The sequence below is a fragment of the Sphingopyxis sp. SE2 genome (genome assembly GCF_032227185.1).
In the GTDB taxonomy this organism is placed as follows: Bacteria; Pseudomonadota; Alphaproteobacteria; order Sphingomonadales; family Sphingomonadaceae; genus Sphingopyxis.
Map to the genome: position 1 here is coordinate 1 of NZ_JAPMXW010000005.1, position 16725 is coordinate 16725.

The 16725-nt window shown below is 67.6% G+C and carries 12 protein-coding genes; 5 read left to right on the forward strand and 7 right to left on the reverse strand.

The annotated features are described in order from the left end of the window. Window positions 1-8: 8 nt before the first annotated feature. From OVY29_RS22345 to tpiA, 4 genes are all read right to left on the reverse strand, one after another. Complete coding sequence (locus OVY29_RS22345) at window positions 9-692, reverse strand: Crp/Fnr family transcriptional regulator (RefSeq protein WP_037555700.1); 684 nt, start codon at window positions 690-692, stop codon at window positions 9-11. Window positions 693-719: 27 nt separating this feature from the next. Further along, window positions 720-2351: a CTP synthase gene (locus OVY29_RS22350; RefSeq protein WP_037555698.1), complete on the reverse strand. Its 1632-nt coding sequence runs from the start codon at window positions 2349-2351 to the stop codon at window positions 720-722. Window positions 2352-2458: 107 nt separating this feature from the next. Continuing rightward, a complete protein-coding gene (gene secG / locus OVY29_RS22355) occupies window positions 2459-2917 on the reverse strand; it encodes a preprotein translocase subunit SecG (protein ID WP_037555697.1) in 459 nt (152 codons plus the stop codon). A 171-nt stretch (window positions 2918-3088) separates the two neighbouring features. Next, a complete protein-coding gene (tpiA, locus tag OVY29_RS22360) occupies window positions 3089-3838 on the reverse strand; it encodes a triose-phosphate isomerase (RefSeq protein ID WP_037555694.1) in 750 nt (249 codons plus the stop codon). Between the two features lie 177 nt (window positions 3839-4015). Here tpiA and OVY29_RS22365 point away from each other — a divergent pair, with 177 nt between their 5' ends. Beyond that, window positions 4016-5962, forward strand: a complete 1947-nt coding sequence (locus OVY29_RS22365) for a peptidylprolyl isomerase (RefSeq protein ID WP_313912318.1) — start codon at window positions 4016-4018, stop codon at window positions 5960-5962. A gap of 2 nt (window positions 5963-5964) precedes the next feature. After that, window positions 5965-7482 (forward strand): anthranilate synthase component I, encoded by a 1518-nt coding sequence (trpE, locus tag OVY29_RS22370; RefSeq protein ID WP_037555691.1) that lies wholly within the window; start codon window positions 5965-5967, stop codon window positions 7480-7482. 38 nt (window positions 7483-7520) lie between these two features. Here trpE and OVY29_RS22375 read toward each other — a convergent pair whose 3' ends face one another. From OVY29_RS22375 to OVY29_RS22385, 3 genes are read right to left on the reverse strand one after another with little or no spacing between them, the layout of a single operon-like run. Next, window positions 7521-8915 (reverse strand): sensor histidine kinase, encoded by a 1395-nt coding sequence (locus OVY29_RS22375; protein ID WP_037555690.1) that lies wholly within the window; start codon window positions 8913-8915, stop codon window positions 7521-7523. Further along, a complete protein-coding gene (locus OVY29_RS22380; RefSeq protein ID WP_052182278.1) occupies window positions 8912-9835 on the reverse strand; it encodes a hypothetical protein in 924 nt (307 codons plus the stop codon). The genes OVY29_RS22375 and OVY29_RS22380 overlap by 4 nt, the downstream gene beginning before the upstream one ends. A gap of 57 nt (window positions 9836-9892) precedes the next feature. Then, window positions 9893-11107, reverse strand: coding sequence for a hypothetical protein (locus OVY29_RS22385; RefSeq protein WP_037555689.1), 1215 nt, complete (start codon window positions 11105-11107; stop codon window positions 9893-9895). A gap of 256 nt (window positions 11108-11363) precedes the next feature. Between OVY29_RS22385 and gyrA the strand changes: the two genes are divergently transcribed. The 3 genes from gyrA (at window position 11364) to OVY29_RS22400 (ending at window position 16539) form a co-directional block, all read left to right on the forward strand. Beyond that, on the forward strand, window positions 11364-14078 hold the full coding sequence (gyrA, locus tag OVY29_RS22390) for a DNA gyrase subunit A (RefSeq protein WP_152567623.1): 2715 nt from the start codon (window positions 11364-11366) through the stop codon (window positions 14076-14078). Further along, window positions 14075-14389, forward strand: a complete 315-nt coding sequence (locus OVY29_RS22395) for a DUF952 domain-containing protein (RefSeq protein ID WP_037555686.1) — start codon at window positions 14075-14077, stop codon at window positions 14387-14389. Before gyrA ends, OVY29_RS22395 begins: the two co-directional genes overlap by 4 nt. A gap of 80 nt (window positions 14390-14469) precedes the next feature. Continuing rightward, complete coding sequence (locus OVY29_RS22400; RefSeq protein WP_037555685.1) at window positions 14470-16539, forward strand: amidohydrolase family protein; 2070 nt, start codon at window positions 14470-14472, stop codon at window positions 16537-16539. The last annotated feature ends 186 nt before the right edge of the window (window positions 16540-16725 follow it).

Here is a 16725-nt window from a genome sequence, read left to right on the forward strand (position 1 = left end):
GAAGCCGCCTATCCCTCGCTCTCGCTGATATCCTCGAGCATCTCCGCATCGAGCACGCGCACCCGCCCCTGCTCGAGCGAGATCACGCCCGACTCCTCCCAGCTTTTCAGCTGGCGGTTGATATGCTCGCGGCTCATTCCGGCGAAATTGCCCAGTTCGGTCTGGCTCAGCTCGACACGCTGTGATGCGTCGACATCCTTGCGAATCAGCCGTTTCAGATAGCGCGCGAGCCGCGGGCCCGAGGCATAGGCGCGGTCACTCTCGATCGTCTGGTCGGCGGTGCGCAAGCGCCGCGCGAGCTGCTGCATCAGCGACCAGGCGAATTCGGGATGGCTCGCGGCGAAATCCTTGAGCGCGTTGCGGCCGAGCTGGAGCGCGCTCCCCGCGCTCGTCGCGGTCACCGACGCGGTGCGCTCGCCGCCATCGAGGAGCGCGATCTCGCCGAGCACCGCGCCCGGTTCGGCATAAGCGAGCACGATTTCGCGGCCGCCCGAGGTCAGCATCGATACCCGCGCGGTGCCTTCGGTCAGGATCAGCATCATGTCGCCCGGGTCGCCCTGGACGAGCAATTCCTTGCCCTTGACGAAATTGACCTGCACCGCGCGCCGCGCGATTTCGGCCCAATCCTCGATCGTCAGGCCGGAAAAGATGCTGTCGGGGCCCTGCAATTCGGCGAGTTTCGCGTGATCCATCTGCCCCTGCACCCCTTTTACGTCGTTCTAAACCAGCCGGCTCTGCTTCACCGCCGCTTCGATGAATCCCGCGAACAAAGGATGCGGGTCGAACGGCTTCGATTTGAGTTCCGGGTGGAACTGCACCCCGATAAACCACGGATGGTCCGGGCGCTCAACGATTTCCGGCAACATGCCGTCGGGCGACATGCCCGAAAAGACGAGCCCGCCCTTTTCGAGTTGCTCGCGATAGGCGCCGTTGACCTCGTAACGATGACGGTGGCGCTCGCTGATGTCGTTGGCGCCATAGACGCTCGCGACATGGCTGTTCGGCGACAGCTTCGCTTCATAGGCGCCGAGCCGCATCGTGCCGCCCAGATCGGTGTCGGCGCCGCGCTTCTGCAGGCCTTCGTCGCTCATCCATTCAGTGATCATCCCGACGACGGGCTCGTCCGTTGGCCCGAATTCGGTGCTCGACGCGTCCTTGATGCCGCTCGTGTTCCGCGCGCCCTCGATGCACGCCATCTGCATGCCGAGGCAGATGCCGAAGAAGGGCACGCCGCGTTCGCGCGCGAAGCGCACGCTCGAAATCTTGCCTTCGGACCCGCGCTCGCCAAAACCGCCGGGGACGAGAATGCCGTGCATCGGTTCGAGATTGGCGGCGAGATCCTCGTCACGCTCGAACATTTCGGCGTCGAGCCAGCGGATGTTGACCTTGACCCGGTGCGCCATGCCGCCATGGACCAGTGCTTCGTTGAGCGATTTATAGGCGTCGGGCAGCGACACATATTTGCCTACGACGCCGATCGTGACCTCGCCCTCGGGATGCTGCTTGCGGTCCATGATGTCGTACCAGCGCGTCAGATCGGGCGCGGGCGCGTCGTGGATACCGAAGGCGTGCAGTACCTCGGAATCGAGGCCCTCGCCATGATATTGGACGGGCACCGAATAGATGCTGTCAGCGTCGAGGGCGGGGATCACCGCTTCCTTGCGGACGTTGCAGAATTGCGCGATTTTCGCGCGTTCGGTCTCGGGCAGCGGCTTTTCGCAGCGGCAGAGCAGGATGTCGGGCTGGACGCCCAAGGACGCGAGCTCGCGCACGCTGTGCTGCGTCGGCTTGGTCTTCAGTTCGCCAGCGGCGGCGATGTACGGCACCAGCGTGACGTGGACCGAGATCGCATTTTCGCGCCCGACCTCGTTCTTGAGCTGGCGGATCGCCTCGATGAAGGGAAGCGATTCGATGTCGCCGACCGTGCCGCCGATTTCGCACAGCACGAAGTCCAGGTCGTCGGTCTCGGCGCGCGCGAATTCCTTGATCGCGTCGGTGACGTGCGGGACGACCTGCACCGTCGCGCCCAGATAGTCGCCGCGGCGTTCCTTGGCGATGATGCCCTGATAGATGCGGCCCGAGGTGACATTGTCGCTCTGCCGCGCCGCAACGCCCGTAAAACGCTCGTAATGGCCGAGGTCGAGGTCGGTCTCGGCCCCGTCGTCGGTCACATAGACCTCGCCGTGCTGATAGGGCGACATCGTGCCCGGGTCGACGTTCAGATAGGGATCGAACTTGCGAATACGGACGCGATAGCCGCGCGCCTGCAACAAGGCTGCGAGGCTAGCCGCCATCAAACCTTTGCCAAGCGAGGAGACCACGCCGCCGGTGATAAAAATGAACCGCGCCATGGGAGGAAAGACTTACTCAACGGGAGGGGGACGGCGCAAGCCGTCGAATCGCTTGCCGCGGAAAATATTTCCGCCGGGCGGGTCTGGTCGGAGGCCGAAGCCGCCGGTTATTTCTTGGCGGGGGGCGCCTGCGCGGGAGCCGGAGCGGCTTCCTGACTTGCCGCCGCGGCGGCCGCAGCCGCCAGCGGATCGTCGCTCGCCGGGGCCGGCGCCGCATTTGCGGGCGCAGTGCCTTGGGCGGACTGCGCCGGGCCGGTCAGCGACGAGGACGGCGCCGCGCCGCTCGTCTGCGCCGATTTCGACAGTGAGGTGTCGATCGTCGAACCGCTGCGGCCGACCGAGGCCATCGCCGCGAGCAGGATCGACAGTGCGACAAAGGCGGTCGCAAGGACCGTCGTCGCACGGGTCATGAAGTCCGCCGCGCCGCGCGCCGACAGCAGGCCCGCCGGGCTGCCGCCGACACCCAGACCGCCACCTTCCGACTTCTGCATCAGGATGACGCCGATCATCGCCGCGGCAACGAGCGCCTGGACGACAAGCAGGAAGGTGAAAAGGCTGGACATCATGATTTCCCGAACTCGCACGGCCTCACACGGACCGCGCCCGCGGCGCACATAGAGACGAAGCGGCTTCGCTTCAACCCATACCTAATCGTCGCCCCCGCGAAGGCGGGGGCCGCTGGAGAGGTTGCGCTAGGTCGATTGCGGCCCCCGCCGTCGCGGGGGCGACGGAATTGATCAACCCAACTCCGTTGCAGCCGCCACGATCGGCACGAACTTCGCCGCCGTCAGGCTCGCTCCACCGACCAGCGCGCCGTCGACATCGCCCGCGCCGAGCAGTTCGGCCGCATTGTCGCCGTTGACCGATCCGCCATAAAGAATGCGCATTTGTCCGGCGGCGCCGCCGAACCGCGCCGCGAGTGCAACGCGGATCGCGCCGTGCATCGCCGCCACATCGGCCACGGTGGGAACAAGCCCCGTTCCGATCGCCCAGATCGGCTCATAAGCGATGGCAAGGCGCTGCGCATCGAAAGCGTCGGGCACCGAGCCCGCGATCTGCGCCAGCACATAGTCGATCGCCCCGCCCGATTCGCGCACTTCGCGCGGCTCACCGACGCAAAGGATCACCGACAATCCGGCAGCCAGCCCGGCTTCGGCCTTGGCGCGCACGTCGGCGTCGCTTTCGCCGAAGCCTTCGCGCCGCTCGCTATGCCCGACGATCACGACGCGCGCGCCGATGTCTGCGAGCATCGGCGCCGCGACCGATCCGGTGAAGGCGCCCGAGGCCGCGCTGTGGCAATCCTGCCCGCCGACCGCGCCGCCTGGCGCCGCGGCAACCATCGGACCGATCAGCGTGAAGGGCGGACAAATGGCGACATCGACGCCGTCATGCTCCGCCGCCGCAGCGAAGATCGCCTGCGCCTCGGGAACGGCATCCGACAATCCGTTCATCTTCCAGTTGCCGACCACATATTTGCGCCGCGCCATCTGCTCGCCTCTCCGACTGTTCAAACCTTGCCATCGCCCCTAGCGGCGCGCGGGCGACATAGGCAAGGCGTGTCGCACGCCACAAAACCCCATCCAGCCTTGATACCGCACCGCCTCGCGCCTAAAGCAGCGCGCAATCGCGCGTACCCGCGCCCTGCCGGAAAGAATGCCCGCTTCATGATCACCGCCATTCGCGCCATGTTTTCCTCGACGATCGGCAAATTCCTCGCGCTCGCCTTCGTCGTGCTTGTCGGGGTCGCCTTTGCGCTCAGCGACGTCACCGGCAACTCGACCTTCGGCGGGATCGGCGGCGCCAATGTCGCGAAGGTCGGCAGCGAGAATATCGGCGTCGGCGAACTGCGCGAGCGCGTGCGTCAGACCTATAATCAGGCGCGGCAGGACCAGCCCGGGCTGACGATGGCCGCCTTCGTCGAATCGGGCGGGCTCGACCAGGTGCTCGATCAGCTCGTCGAAGGATCGGCGTTCGACCAGTTCGCGACCGAGCTGGGCTTCGGCGTCAGCAAGCGGCTGATCGACGGCCGCATCGCCGACCTGCCCGCTTTCGCCGGCGTGTCGGGCAAGTTCGACCAGACGGTGTTCGAAAACTTCCTGCGGCAGAACGGCATCAGCGAGGCGCAGCTGCGCCGCGACCTGCGCCAGCAGCTCCTCGTCGAACAGCTCGCCGCGCCGATCGCGCAAATGCCGCGCATCGCGCTCGGCATGGCGCAGCCCTATGCCGCGCTGCTCCTCGAACAGCGCCGCGGTCAGGCGACCTTCATTCCGTCCAGCCCCTTCGCGCCGACCGCCGACCCCGGCGACGCGGCGCTCCAGACCTTCCTGTCGCAGAACAAGGCGAAGTTCACCGTGCCCGAACGCCGCGTGATCCAGTACGCCTTGTTCGACCGCGCCACGGTTCCCGTTCCCGCGGTCACCGACGCCGAAATCGCCAAGGTCTATAAGGACAATGCCGCGCAATATGCCGCGAGCGAAACGCGCCGCTTCGCGCAGGTGATCCTCCCCGATCAGGCGGCAGCAAACGCGCTCGCCGCGAAGGTTCGCGGCGGCACCTCGCTCGCCGCGGCGGCGCAGGCGGCGGGCCTGTCGGCCTCGACCACCGGCGACCTGACCGAATCGGCCTATGCAGCAACGACCACCGCCGCCGCGGCGAAGGCCGCTTTCGCTGCGGAGCGCGGCGACCTCGTCGGCCCGACGCAGACCGGCCTCGGCTGGACCGTCGCGCGCGTCGAGGACGTCACCGCCAAGCCCGCGCGCACTCTGGCGCAGGCGAGCGAAGAGATCCGCACCGAACTCGCGAAGAACAAGGCGAACGAAGCGATCGTCGATTATTACAACGCGATTCAGGATGCCGTGAACGGCGGCGCCTCGGTCGAGGAAGTCGCCGCCGACCGCAAGCTCCAGCTTGTCGAAACCCCCGCGTTGCTGCCGAGCGGCCGTGCGCCGCAGCAGCCCGCCTTCGTGCCCGCGCCCGAACTCGCCCCGCTCGTCGCGCAGGCCTTCCAGGCCGCGGGCGAAGGCGAGGGTCACATCGCGACGATCGTCGAGAATGAGAAATTCGCCGTTTACGCGGTGAAGTCGATCGTCGCCGCCGCACCGCCCCCCTTCGCGCAGATCCGCGCCGACCTGCTCAGCGAATGGCGCTTCGCCGAGGGGCAGAAGGTCGCCCGCGACAAGGCGCGCGCGATCGTGAAGGCGGTCGAGGGCGGCAAGAGCCTCAATGAAGCGGTCGCCGCCGCCGGTCCGAACATCGGCAGCGTGCAGGCGATCGGCGGCCGCCGCGCCGAGCTTGGCGCCGACGGCAAGCCCGTTCCGCCCGAACTCGCCCTCCTTTTCTCGATGGCGAAGAACAGCGTCAAGACGCTCGAAATCCCGGGCAATCGCGGCTGGATGGTCATCGCGCTCAACGATGTGCAGCGCCCCGATCCGAAAGCGATCGAGCCGCAGCGCGTCGCCGCGATCGCCCGGCCGCTAGCCCCCGCCTTCGGCAACGAGCTGATCGAACAGCTCGCCGCCGAAGCCAAGCGCCGCGTCGGCGTGACGATCAACAAGGATCTCGTCGCCCAGCTGCGCGCCGAACTCACCGGCAACGCGCCGGTCGTCGAATAAGAGTGAGCCTCGAAGGAAGAGCCGCAGCGCTCGAAGCGCTGGCGCGGGGCCGCGGCGCGGTCGTCTGGCAGCGCTTCATCGCGGACGTCGAAACCCCCGTCTCGGCCGCGCTCAAGCTCATCGAGCCGGGCCGCGGCGACTGGGTGCTCGAATCGGTCGAAAGCGGCGAGACGCGCGGGCGCTACAGCCTGATCGGACTCGACCCCGACCTGATGTTCGAGGTCACCGGCGACGCCGCGCGGATCAACCGCGACTGGCGCCGCGATCGCGATGCGTTCCAGCCCCTCGAAACCGGCGCGCTGCAGGCGCTTCGCGACCTCGTCGCCGAATGCCGCTTCGACGTGCCCGAGGGGCTGCCGAAGGCGCTCGCGACGCTCGTCGGCTTCTTCGCCTATGAAACGATCGGCCTCGTTGAACGCATCCCGCGCGCGCCGGGCGCCGGCCTCGGCCTGCCCGACATGATCTTCGTGCGCCCGGCGGTGATCCTCGTCTTCGACCGCCTCGCCGACGAACTCTTCCTCATCGCGCCGATCTGGCCCGACGCGAAGGGCGCGATCGACCGGATGATCGACGCCGCGCAGGATCGTCTCGACACCATCGCCGCGCGCCTGTCGAGCGCCAGCGCGCACGCCGATCGTGCGACGACCGACGCGCTGCCGACCGATATCGCCGCGACCCCCGCAACGACCCCCGCGCATTTCGCCAAGATGGTGGCAACAGCGAAAGACTATATCGCCGCGGGCGACATTTTTCAGGTCGTGCTGTCGCAGCGCTTCTCGACCCCGTTCGATCTGCCGCCGTTCGACCTCTATCGCGCGCTGCGGCGGATAAATCCCTCGCCCTTCCTCTATTTCCTCGACCTGCCCGGCTTCGCGCTGATCGGCTCGTCGCCCGAAATCCTCGTTCGGGTGCGCGACGGCGAGATCACGATCCGCCCGATCGCGGGCACCCGCCCGCGCGGCCGCACGAGCGCCGAGGATGTCGAGAATCGCGACAGCCTGCTCGCCGATCCCAAGGAGCGCGCCGAGCATCTGATGCTGCTCGACCTCGGCCGCAACGACGTCGGCCGCGCGGCGGTCGGCGGCAGCGTGACCGTCACCGACAGCTATACGGTCGAATATTACAGCCACGTCATGCACATCGTCTCGAACGTCATCGGCCGCATCGCGCCCGGCAAGGATGCGATCGATGCGTTGTTCGCCGGCTTTCCTGCGGGCACGGTCAGCGGCGCTCCCAAAGTGCGCGCCTGCCAGATCATCGCCGAACTCGAAGCCGACGCGCGCGGGCCTTACGCGGGCGGCGTCGGCTATTTCGCCCCCGACGGCAATATGGACAGCTGCATCGTGCTGCGCACCGCGATCGTCAAGGATGGCGAAATGCACGTTCAGGCCGGCGCGGGCATCGTCGCCGACAGCGACCCCGCCTATGAACAGCGCGAGTGCGAAGCCAAGGCCGGCGCGCTCTTCGCGGCCGCGCGCGAAGCCGTGCGTTTGGCGGGAACGCCGGGTTACGGGCAATAGGGCGCGGGTTAGGATGCGTTGATCCGTAGGACACGGGCTTACGACCGGTTGCTGACGTCCCTTGTATCGTCATCCCGCACCGGCAGGCTCAAGGTGAACCGCGCTCCCTGCCCCGGCGCGCTGTCGACGGTCAGGTCGCCGTCCATCGCACGCGCCAGACGGCGCGCGATATAGAGGCCCAGTCCCGATCCGCCGCTGTCGGTGCGCCCGAGCCGCTCGAACTTTTCGAACACCACCGCCTGCTGCTCGGCGTCGATGCCCTGCCCCTGGTCGGCGACGGTCACCGTCGCGCGGTCTTCTTCGCGGTCGACGCGAATCCATATCTGCGAATTGTCGGGCGAGTAACGGATCGCGTTGCCGAGCAGGTTGAGCAGCACCTGCAGAACGCGACGAAACTCGCCATAGGCTGGCGCCCGGTCGTCGGTGCGCGGCGCGTCGATGCGGATGCCCTTTTCCTCGGCCTTCATGGCGAGCAGGCCCACGGCGCGGCGGGCCAGATCGCCGAGGTCGATCTCGTCGCGTGCCGCCTTGAAACCGGGGCGCTCGATATTCTGGAGGTCGGCAAGGTCGTCGACGAGGCCGAGCAGGTGCCGCCCGGCGTGCGCGATATCGCCGGCGTAGCGCGCATAATCAGCGCGGATCGGCCCGTCGAACTGGCCCGAAATCGTCTCGGCCGTCGCGATGATGCGGCTCAATGGTCCGCGTAGCGCGCCGTCGATGCGGCGCCCGAACTGCGGGTCCGAAAGCGGTAGCGATCCAAAGGCCGGATCGACGAGCGCGCCGGGATTCCTTTGCTGAGCCGCGGGCTGCTCCTCGGCGGCGACCGCGTTGCCCCGAAAGCCGGTGAAGCGTCCGGTCGCGTCGAACAAGGCCTCGCCGGCGAGCGTCATCATCATCTGCCCCGTCCGGACGCGCTGGCCGTCGAAGCGCGCCTGCCGCGCCAGCGCGCGCAGCACCGGAAAACGGCCGTCATCGTCGGGCTGCAACTCGAACAATTCGGAAAGCGAGCGCCCTTCCCAGCCTTCGGGAACCGGCGGGGCATCGGCCGCCGCGCGCAGCGCGACGATACGCAATTGCTGGTCGCATTCCCATGCCCAGCTTTGCGGAACCACGGCGCCCTCGGCAATCGGCGGCGTCTGGGGTTGGCTCAGCGGCCGGGTACGCCAGTCGGTGATCTCGAGGCTTGCACCGTCGGCGTCGGGGGTGATGCGGACGAGCGCGTGGATGTCGCTATGGTCGTCGGCCGCATACAGCGGCCGACTGATGTCGCGATGCAGCCGCTGCGCCAGCGTGACGAGGCGCGCGAGGTGCGGCAGCGCGAGCGGCTTGTCGAGTCCCGCGCCCGCGCGCTGTTGCAGGCGCAGCAGCGGCGCGTCGGCGCTTACCAGCGCGCCCGACCGGTCGATCCGGCCCCGGATGACGCGCTCGTTCACCGTACGCGCTCCGTGCTTCGACATTCGTTATGGTCGTCGTCGCCCACCGCGCGTGCCGGCAGCATCGCCAGCGATGCCTCGATCGGCGCCAGCGCCAGCCGATCGAGCCGCAGCGGCGCGAAAAGCGACGGCAGCGCCGCGCTCTCGGCGGTCAGCAGCGCCAGCGCCATGTCGTCATAGCTGCGGCGATGCGCCGCCGCCGCGAGCGCGATCAGCACGGGCCAATCGTGCCGTGCGATCGCGGCGGCCGCCGCATCGGCGGCATCGGCGCCCAGTGCTTCGTGGTAGGCGCGTCCCGCGTCCGCGATCCCGCTTTCGGTCGCGTGGCGGTCTGTTTCGGCGCGCACGGCGTCGCCCAGCTTGGCGGCGCGCTTCGCGTCCTTGCTCACCTCGGCCAACCGCCACGCCGCGATATCGAGCAGCAGCGCCCGGAAGGTCTCGCTATCGAGGTCGGCGATCGCGATCGCCGGATTGCCAAGCGCGTCGAACCGCCGGCGGTCGGCGATCTGCAACGCCAGATAGGCTTGGTCGACGTCGGACAGCGCTTCGCCGACGGGAGGCGCCTCGTCGTTCGCCGCTTCGGGTTCGGACAGCAGCGGCGGCGGGCTGCTGCGCTGTGTCGATTGCTCGCGCCAGCGATGTTCCTCGACGCGCGCGAAACAGACGCCCGCGAGCCGGGGTGCGGAGGGCAGTCCGCCGCGAAGCCACTCATTCCATAGAGCTGCGGGATCGATCGCGGGATCGAGCCGCGCAGCGATGTCCATGACCATCCGCCGCGCGATGCCCAGCGCCAACGCGCGCTGTTCTTCGGTCAACCGGCCCACCGCGGGCGCGGTCAGATAATCCGCCAGCTCGTGCAGGCGCGCCGACAGCGTCGGCGACGGCGGGTCGATGCCGGGGGAGAGGACCGATTCACTCATGCGCGTCCGCCAATATCAGCATGACGTTAATAGGCCTTAAACCTTGAAGACTGTTGTTTACCGCGCCTCGGGACGACGTGCGAGACGGAGCCACAGCAGGATCTGGAGCAGCGCGAGCAGTGGCAGGATCGCGAACATCAGCGGGGCAAAGCCGAACAGCAGCGCGGGGGCGAGCAAGATCCAAGCCTCGTCCGCATCGGGCAGCAGCCAGTGAAAGCGCCGCCGCTCGCCCGAATCCTCATAGAGCGCGCGCGCCAGCAGGATCGCCGCGGCGAGGCATGGCGCGAGCGCGGCTTCCGAAAAGAGCGGCATCTTGTGCCCCGGCCCGGCGAGCGACAGCAGCCAGGGAAAGACCGCGAGCAACACCCATGCAAAAGAGCGGATGACGTCGCGCGCCCGGTCCTGAGCGGCGCTTTCGGCGCGAAACGCCGACAGGAAGCGCATCGCCGCCAGCCCCAGCCCGCCGAGGACCGCGACGAGCGCGCCCGCCGCCGCGAGGCCGCTCGCGGCGAGCAGCGCGACCGCCACCCACAAGAGCGCGGTGACATGCGGCAGATAGCGTGCGGTTGTCGGCGATTTGACGAGCAGCGGCCCCGCGAGCCGGATCACCGGCATCATGATCGCCGACCGCCCGAGCCCCATGCCGCCATATTCGACCTGTTGCAGGCTCGATCGCTCGATCAGCGCCGCGGTCGGGCGATCGGCGACGATCGCGATCTCGCCCTGCTCGAACAGGGCGGGCTCGCAATAGAGCCGCCGAGCGCCCGCCTGCACCGCGAGTCGCAGCAGGGTCAGCATCATGTCCCATTCGCCCGGCATGCCCGCGAGTTCGGCGACCATCGGCTGGGAGATCGAGGCGAGGCCGCCCCAGCGCCGCGTCGCGTCGATCCGCTCGAAACCCTGCGTCAGCATCGTGTCGCCGGTGACGAGGATCGCGGGAGATCCGGGCTTTGCGATTGCCGCGTAATGCGTGCCACCGGCGCGGAGGCCGTCGGCGACGAGGATGATCCGGTCGTCGGCCTCGACCAGCGGGACGAGGTCGCTCGCCGCGCGCACCGGAGTCACCTTGATCCCGCGACGGCGAATGCGGTCGCAGGTCGCGAGCAGTTCGGCAGGGACCGCGGCGACCGCGACTGCGATATGCGTCACCCCGACGTCGGCCAGACGCGCCGCCTGACGCTCGAACAGCGTCTCGCCGGCGACGGTGACGAGCGCGCGCAGCGACCCGTCGGGCAGCGTTTCGGAAGCGCCGACCAGCGCGATCAGGGCCATCGGCGCCAGCTTTTTTCGGCAGCGGTCATCGCGGTGAAGCTTTAGGACCGGTGAAGCGATTGGCAAGCCCCGCGATGCGCCGCGATGACGTCACGCCTTCACCTTGTTTTCCCGCACCTTCGCCGCCGTTTTCGCAGGTAAAAAAATCCCGGCAAAGCGACCGAATCGCTGGTCTTTCCCGCACCCATGGGCTAGACCAAATCCATCTCCCGAAAGAGCAGAAAAAGGCCGGGTCTTGACCGAAGAAAATACGCCTATGCAGCCGTCCGACGACGGCGTTTCGCCGATCAATATCGTCGACGAAATGAAGACGTCCTACCTCGATTACGCGATGAGCGTGATCGTCAGCCGCGCGCTCCCCGACGTGCGCGACGGGCTGAAGCCGGTCCACCGCCGCATCCTCTACGCGGCGCAGGAAGGCGGCTTCGTTCCGGGCCGTCCGTACAAGAAATCGGCAAAAATCGTCGGCGACGTCATGGGTAACTATCACCCGCACGGCGACAGCGCGATTTACGACGCGCTCGCACGCATGACGCAGGACTGGTCGCTGCGCGTTCCGCTGATCGACGGTCAGGGCAATTTCGGCTCGATGGACCCCGATCCGCCGGCGTCGATGCGCTACACCGAAGCGCGCCTTGCCAAGACCGCGATGGTGCTGCTGAACGATCTCGACAAGGACACCGTCGACTTCCAGCCCAATTATGACGCGAGCCGCGACGAGCCCACCGTGCTCCCGGCGCGTTTCCCCAACCTGCTCGTCAACGGCGCGGGCGGCATCGCGGTCGGCATGGCGACCAACATCCCGCCGCACAACCTCGGTGAGGTGATCGACGCGACGCTCGCGATGATCGACCGCCAGCTCGAAGGCGGGCCGCCGGTCACGCTCGAGGAGCTGATGGCGATCGTCCCCGGCCCCGACTTCCCGACCGGCGCGATGATGCTCGGCCAGGGCGGCGCACGGAGCGCCTATGCCACCGGACGCGGCTCGATCATGATGCGCGCGACGCACATCATCGAGGAAGGCAGGAACGACCGCCAATCGATTGTATTGACGTCGATTCCTTTTCAGGTCGGCAAGTCGGGCCTCGTCGAGAAAATCGCCGAGGCGGCGCGCGACAAGCGGATCGAGGGTGTCGCCGACATCCGCGACGAATCGAACCGCGAGGGCGTGCGCGTCGTTATCGAGCTGAAGCGCGACGCGACCGCCGAAGTCGTCCTGAACCAGCTCTGGCGTCACACCCCGGCGCAGTCGAGCTTCCCCGCGAACATGCTCGCGATCCGCGGCGGCCGTCCCGAGATGCTCGGGCTGCAGGATATCCTCTCCGCCTTCATCGCCTTCCGCGAGGAGGTGATCACCCGCCGCTGCAAGTTCGAACTCGCCAAGGCGCGCGACCGCGCGCACATCTTGCTCGGCCTCGTCGTCGCGGTCAGCAATCTCGACGAGGTCGTCCGCATCATCCGCGGCTCGCCCTCGCCCGCCGCCGCTCGCGAAGCCCTGCTCGCGCGCGAATGGCCGATCGGCGAGATCGCGCCCTATATCCGCCTCGTCGAAGCGATCGAGGGCGAGATGGAGGAAAGCGCCACCTATCGCCTGTCCGAAGTGCAAGTGAAAGCGATCCTCGACCTCCGCCTCCACCGCCTCACCGCGCTTGGCCGTGACGAAATCGGTAAGGAACTCGGGGAGTTGGCGTCCGAGATTGAGGAACTGCTTTCGATCCTTGCCGACCGCGTCAAGCTCTATGGCGTGATGCGCGAGGAGCTCGTCGCGGTGCGCGACGAATTTGCGACCCCGCGCAAGACGCTCGTCGCTCCCGCCGCCGACGGCATCGACGACGAGGATCTGATCGAGCGCGAGGAGATGGTCGTCACGGTCACCCTCGACGGCTATATCAAGCGCACCCCGCTCGACACGTTCCGGGCTCAAAGACGCGGCGGCAAGGGCCGCGCCGGCATGGCGACCAAGGACGAGGATGTCGTTACCGAGCTGTTCGTCACCTCGACGCACACCCCCGTCCTCTTCTTCTCGACCGCGGGCAAGGTCTATCGCATGAAAGTATGGCGCCTGCCCGAGGGCGGGCCGGCGACGCGCGGCCGCCCGATGATCAACCTGCTGCCACTCGCGCAGGGCGAGACGATCTCGACCGTCCTCCCGCTACCCGAGGATGAGGCCGAATGGGGCAAGCTGCACGTCATGTTCGCAACCGCGAAGGGCAGCGTGCGTCGGAACAGCATGGACGCTTTCACCAACGTGCCCTCGAACGGCAAGATCGCGATGAAGTTCGAGGGCGACGACGAGGACGACCGCCTGATCGGCGTCGCGCTGCTCGACGAAAGCGACGATGTGCTGCTCGCGACGCGCCAGGGCAAGGCGATCCGCTTCGCCGGCGACGATGTCCGCGAATTCCAGAGCCGCAATTCGACCGGTGTCCGCGGCATGCGCCTCGCCGACGGCGACGCGGTGATCTCGCTTTCGATCCTCCACCGCGTCGGAACCAGCAGCGAGGAGCGCGAAGCCTATCTCCGCGCCGCGCCGTGGAAGGATAACGAAAACGAACCGACGCTGCCCGGCGACCGCATGGCCGAACTCGCGACACGCGAACAATTCATCCTCACCGTCTGCGCCAACGGTTATGGCAAGATCTCGTCGGCCTATGAATATCGCCGCACCGGCCGCGGCGGTCAGGGTATCACCAACATCGACAATATCGGCCGCAACGGGCCCGTCGTTGCCAGCTTCCCCGCCACCAAGGCGCACCAGCTGATGCTCGTCACCGATCAGGCGAAGCTCATCCGCATGGGGCTCGATTCGATGCGCGTCATCGGTCGCGGCAGTGCCGGCGTGCGCCTGTTCGACGTTGCGAAGGACGAGCATGTCGTCTCGGCGGCGCTGATCGAGGAAGGCGACGAAGCAGAGGGCGAAGACGCGGACACCGCGACCGAAAACCCCGCGAGCGAGGCGCCGTCCGAATGACGACGCCCGCCACGGCCTTCAAGGTGCTGACCGCGCAGCAATGGGCGGATTTCGAGCGCGAACGCGTCTTCCGAGGCGCACCGGTGGATATCGCCGACGGCTATATCCACCTGTCGACCGCCGGGCAGCTCGAGACGACGATCGCCAAATATTTCGCGGGCGAAACCGGGCTGATGATCGCCGAGGTCGACCTTGTCCTCCTCGGCGACGCCATCCGCTGGGAACCCGCGCGCGGCGGCGACCTCTTCCCGCACATCTACGCCGAACTGCCGATCCATGCGGTCGTGAGCCTCCAGAAGCGCGACTGCTGACAGCCGCATCTTGCTTCGTGCGCTGAAATTCCCCACCATCGTCGGACCTTACGCCGTCCGTTCTTTGGGGAAGAGAGAAGATGCGCCTCCTGTTGATCGCCGCCCTGCTGGCCTCCGCCGCGCCCGTTGCCGTCCACGCCCATGAAGCGCCCGCCCCCGCCGCGCAGTCGAAGCCCGTCCCCAAAGAGGAATTGCTGAAGCCCCCCGCCGATGCGGTGCGCTATTCGGTCGTCTCCGAAGCCGGGCAGCACGGCAATCAGTGGCGCTGGCAGCTTCCCGATGGCCGCACCGCCTATCGCTGGTCGCAGGAACTGCGCGGCTGGATCACCGAGATGGACCAGGTCACGACCTTCGCACCCGACGGCACGATCGCGGCGGTGACCGTCCGCGGCGTCACCATGTCGGGCGACGCGGCCGAGGAGTTTCGCGTCGCAAACGGCCGCGCGAGCTGGAAAACCGCCAATGATGCGGGCGAAGCCGCCGCCGGCGGCTGGTACATCCCGGCGGGCGGCGTCGGCATCGCCAACGCCCCGCTGATCGACGCGCTCGCGGCCGCGGGCGACGCCGGGCTCGCCTTCCTGCCGAGCGGCAAAGGCCATATGACCTTCGGCCCGACCGAGGTCATTCAGGGGCCCGGTGGCCCCAAGACGGTCCAGCTCGCTTTCATCAGCGGCATCCTGCCCTCGCCGCTCCCCGTCTGGCTCGACGAAAACAAGCGCCATTTCGCCGACATCAGCTATATCTCGGTCATTCCGGCGGGCTATGAGGGCGCGCTCAAGCAACTCCGCGACGTTCAGGAAAAGGCGACGGCCGAAGCGGTCGCCGGCGTCGCTAGCCGTTTCCTGACCCCCGCCGCCAAGGCCCCCGTGCTGTTCGACAATGTCCAGCTGTTCGACGCCGACAAGGGTACTTTCCTCACGTCGCGCGCGGTGCTCGCGCAGGATGGCAGGATCGCCGCGATCGGCGCCGCCGGATCGCTGAAAGCGCCCGCCGGGACGCGTGTCATCGACGGGCGCGGCAAGACGCTGGTGCCGGGCATCTGGGACAGCCACCTTCATATCGGCGACGATTGGGACGTGCTCTCGAACATGGCGAACGGGATCACCAGCTTCCGCAGCCCCGGCACGACCTTCGACCGCGCGGTCGACGCGACCAAGCGCCGCGCCGAGGGCAGTTTGCTGATGGGCGAGCCCTTCATCTCGGTCATCATCGACAAGAAGGACCCGCTCGCGGCGCAGGGCGCCGAGGTGGTCGGCAGCGCCGAAGAAGCGATCGCGGCCGTGCGCCGGGTCAAGGAAGCGGGCCTCTGGGGCGTCAAATTCTATACCTCGATGAATCCCGCGTGGATCGCCCCCGCCGCCGCCGAAGCACACAGGCTCGGCCTCCACGTCCACGGCCATGTCCCTGCAACGATGAAGCCGAGCGAGGCGGTCGCCGCGGGCTATGACGAACTCACGCACCTCAATTTCGTCGTGATGGAATCGATGCCGCGCGAGGTGATCGACAAATCGAACACAAGGGCGCGGATGGAAGGGCCCGCGCGCTATTTCAAGGACGTCGACCTCGACGCCCCGCTGATGAAGGGCTTCATCGCCGATCTCGCGGCGAAAAAGACGATCGTCGACCCGACAATCGTGATCTTCGAGGGCATGCTGACGCAGGACGGCGGCAAGCCGCATCCGGCTTATGCCCCCTATATGGGCATCATCTCGCCCGTTATCGAACGGTCCGCGTTCACGGCGGGCGGTTATCCGCTCGTCGAGGGGCTGACACGCGACGACTATCGCAAAAGCTATGCGAAGATGGTCGAGCTCGTGCGCCGGCTGCACAAGGCGGGCGTGCCGATCGTCGCCGGCACCGATGGTTGGGGGATCGAACTGATCCGCGAACTCGAAATCTACCGGCAGGCGGGCTTCACCCCCGCCGAAGCGATCCAGAGCGCGACGATCCTTCCGGCACACGTCGTCGGCGCCGACAAACGCACCGGCTCGATCGCGGTGGGCAAAGAAGCCGACATGGTTCTCGTCGACGGCGACGCCGCGACCGACCTCGGCGCGCTCCGCCGCGTCGTGACCGTGGTCAGCGACGGCTATGTCATGGACGCCGACGCGCTGCGGAAAGCGGCGGGGTATAGCGGCGCTCCGAAATAGCCCGATAGCGGCTTTGGGGTGGGGAGCTGTCGTCCAGATCCTCCCCTTTGCGCAGCAATGGGGAGGTGGCAGCCCGCAGGGCTGACGGAGGGGTCGACGCCGTCAGGCGTCGGTGCAAGGCCAGCCCCCTCCACCACCGCTTCGCGGAGTGTAGGGTTGGATTGCCCCCGGCAATCCAAGTCCAGT

Excerpts from the sequence above, each read along its gene's own strand:
- OVY29_RS22380 (WP_052182278.1), bottom strand. The coding sequence starts at position 9,835 with ATGAGTGAATCGGTCCTCTCCCCCGGCATCGACCCGCCGTCGCCGACG.
- gyrA (WP_152567623.1), top strand. The coding sequence starts at position 11,364 with ATGCAGCCGTCCGACGACGGCGTTTCGCCGATCAATATCGTCGACGAA.
- secG (WP_037555697.1), bottom strand. The coding sequence starts at position 2,917 with ATGATGTCCAGCCTTTTCACCTTCCTGCTTGTCGTCCAGGCGCTCGTT.
- OVY29_RS22400 (WP_037555685.1), top strand. The coding sequence starts at position 14,470 with ATGCGCCTCCTGTTGATCGCCGCCCTGCTGGCCTCCGCCGCGCCCGTT.
- tpiA (WP_037555694.1), bottom strand. The coding sequence starts at position 3,838 with ATGGCGCGGCGCAAATATGTGGTCGGCAACTGGAAGATGAACGGATTG.
- OVY29_RS22365 (WP_313912318.1), top strand. The coding sequence starts at position 4,016 with ATGATCACCGCCATTCGCGCCATGTTTTCCTCGACGATCGGCAAATTC.
- OVY29_RS22345 (WP_037555700.1), bottom strand. The coding sequence starts at position 692 with ATGGATCACGCGAAACTCGCCGAATTGCAGGGCCCCGACAGCATCTTT.
- OVY29_RS22385 (WP_037555689.1), bottom strand. The coding sequence starts at position 11,107 with ATGGCCCTGATCGCGCTGGTCGGCGCTTCCGAAACGCTGCCCGACGGG.
- OVY29_RS22350 (WP_037555698.1), bottom strand. The coding sequence starts at position 2,351 with ATGGCGCGGTTCATTTTTATCACCGGCGGCGTGGTCTCCTCGCTTGGC.
- OVY29_RS22395 (WP_037555686.1), top strand. The coding sequence starts at position 14,075 with ATGACGACGCCCGCCACGGCCTTCAAGGTGCTGACCGCGCAGCAATGG.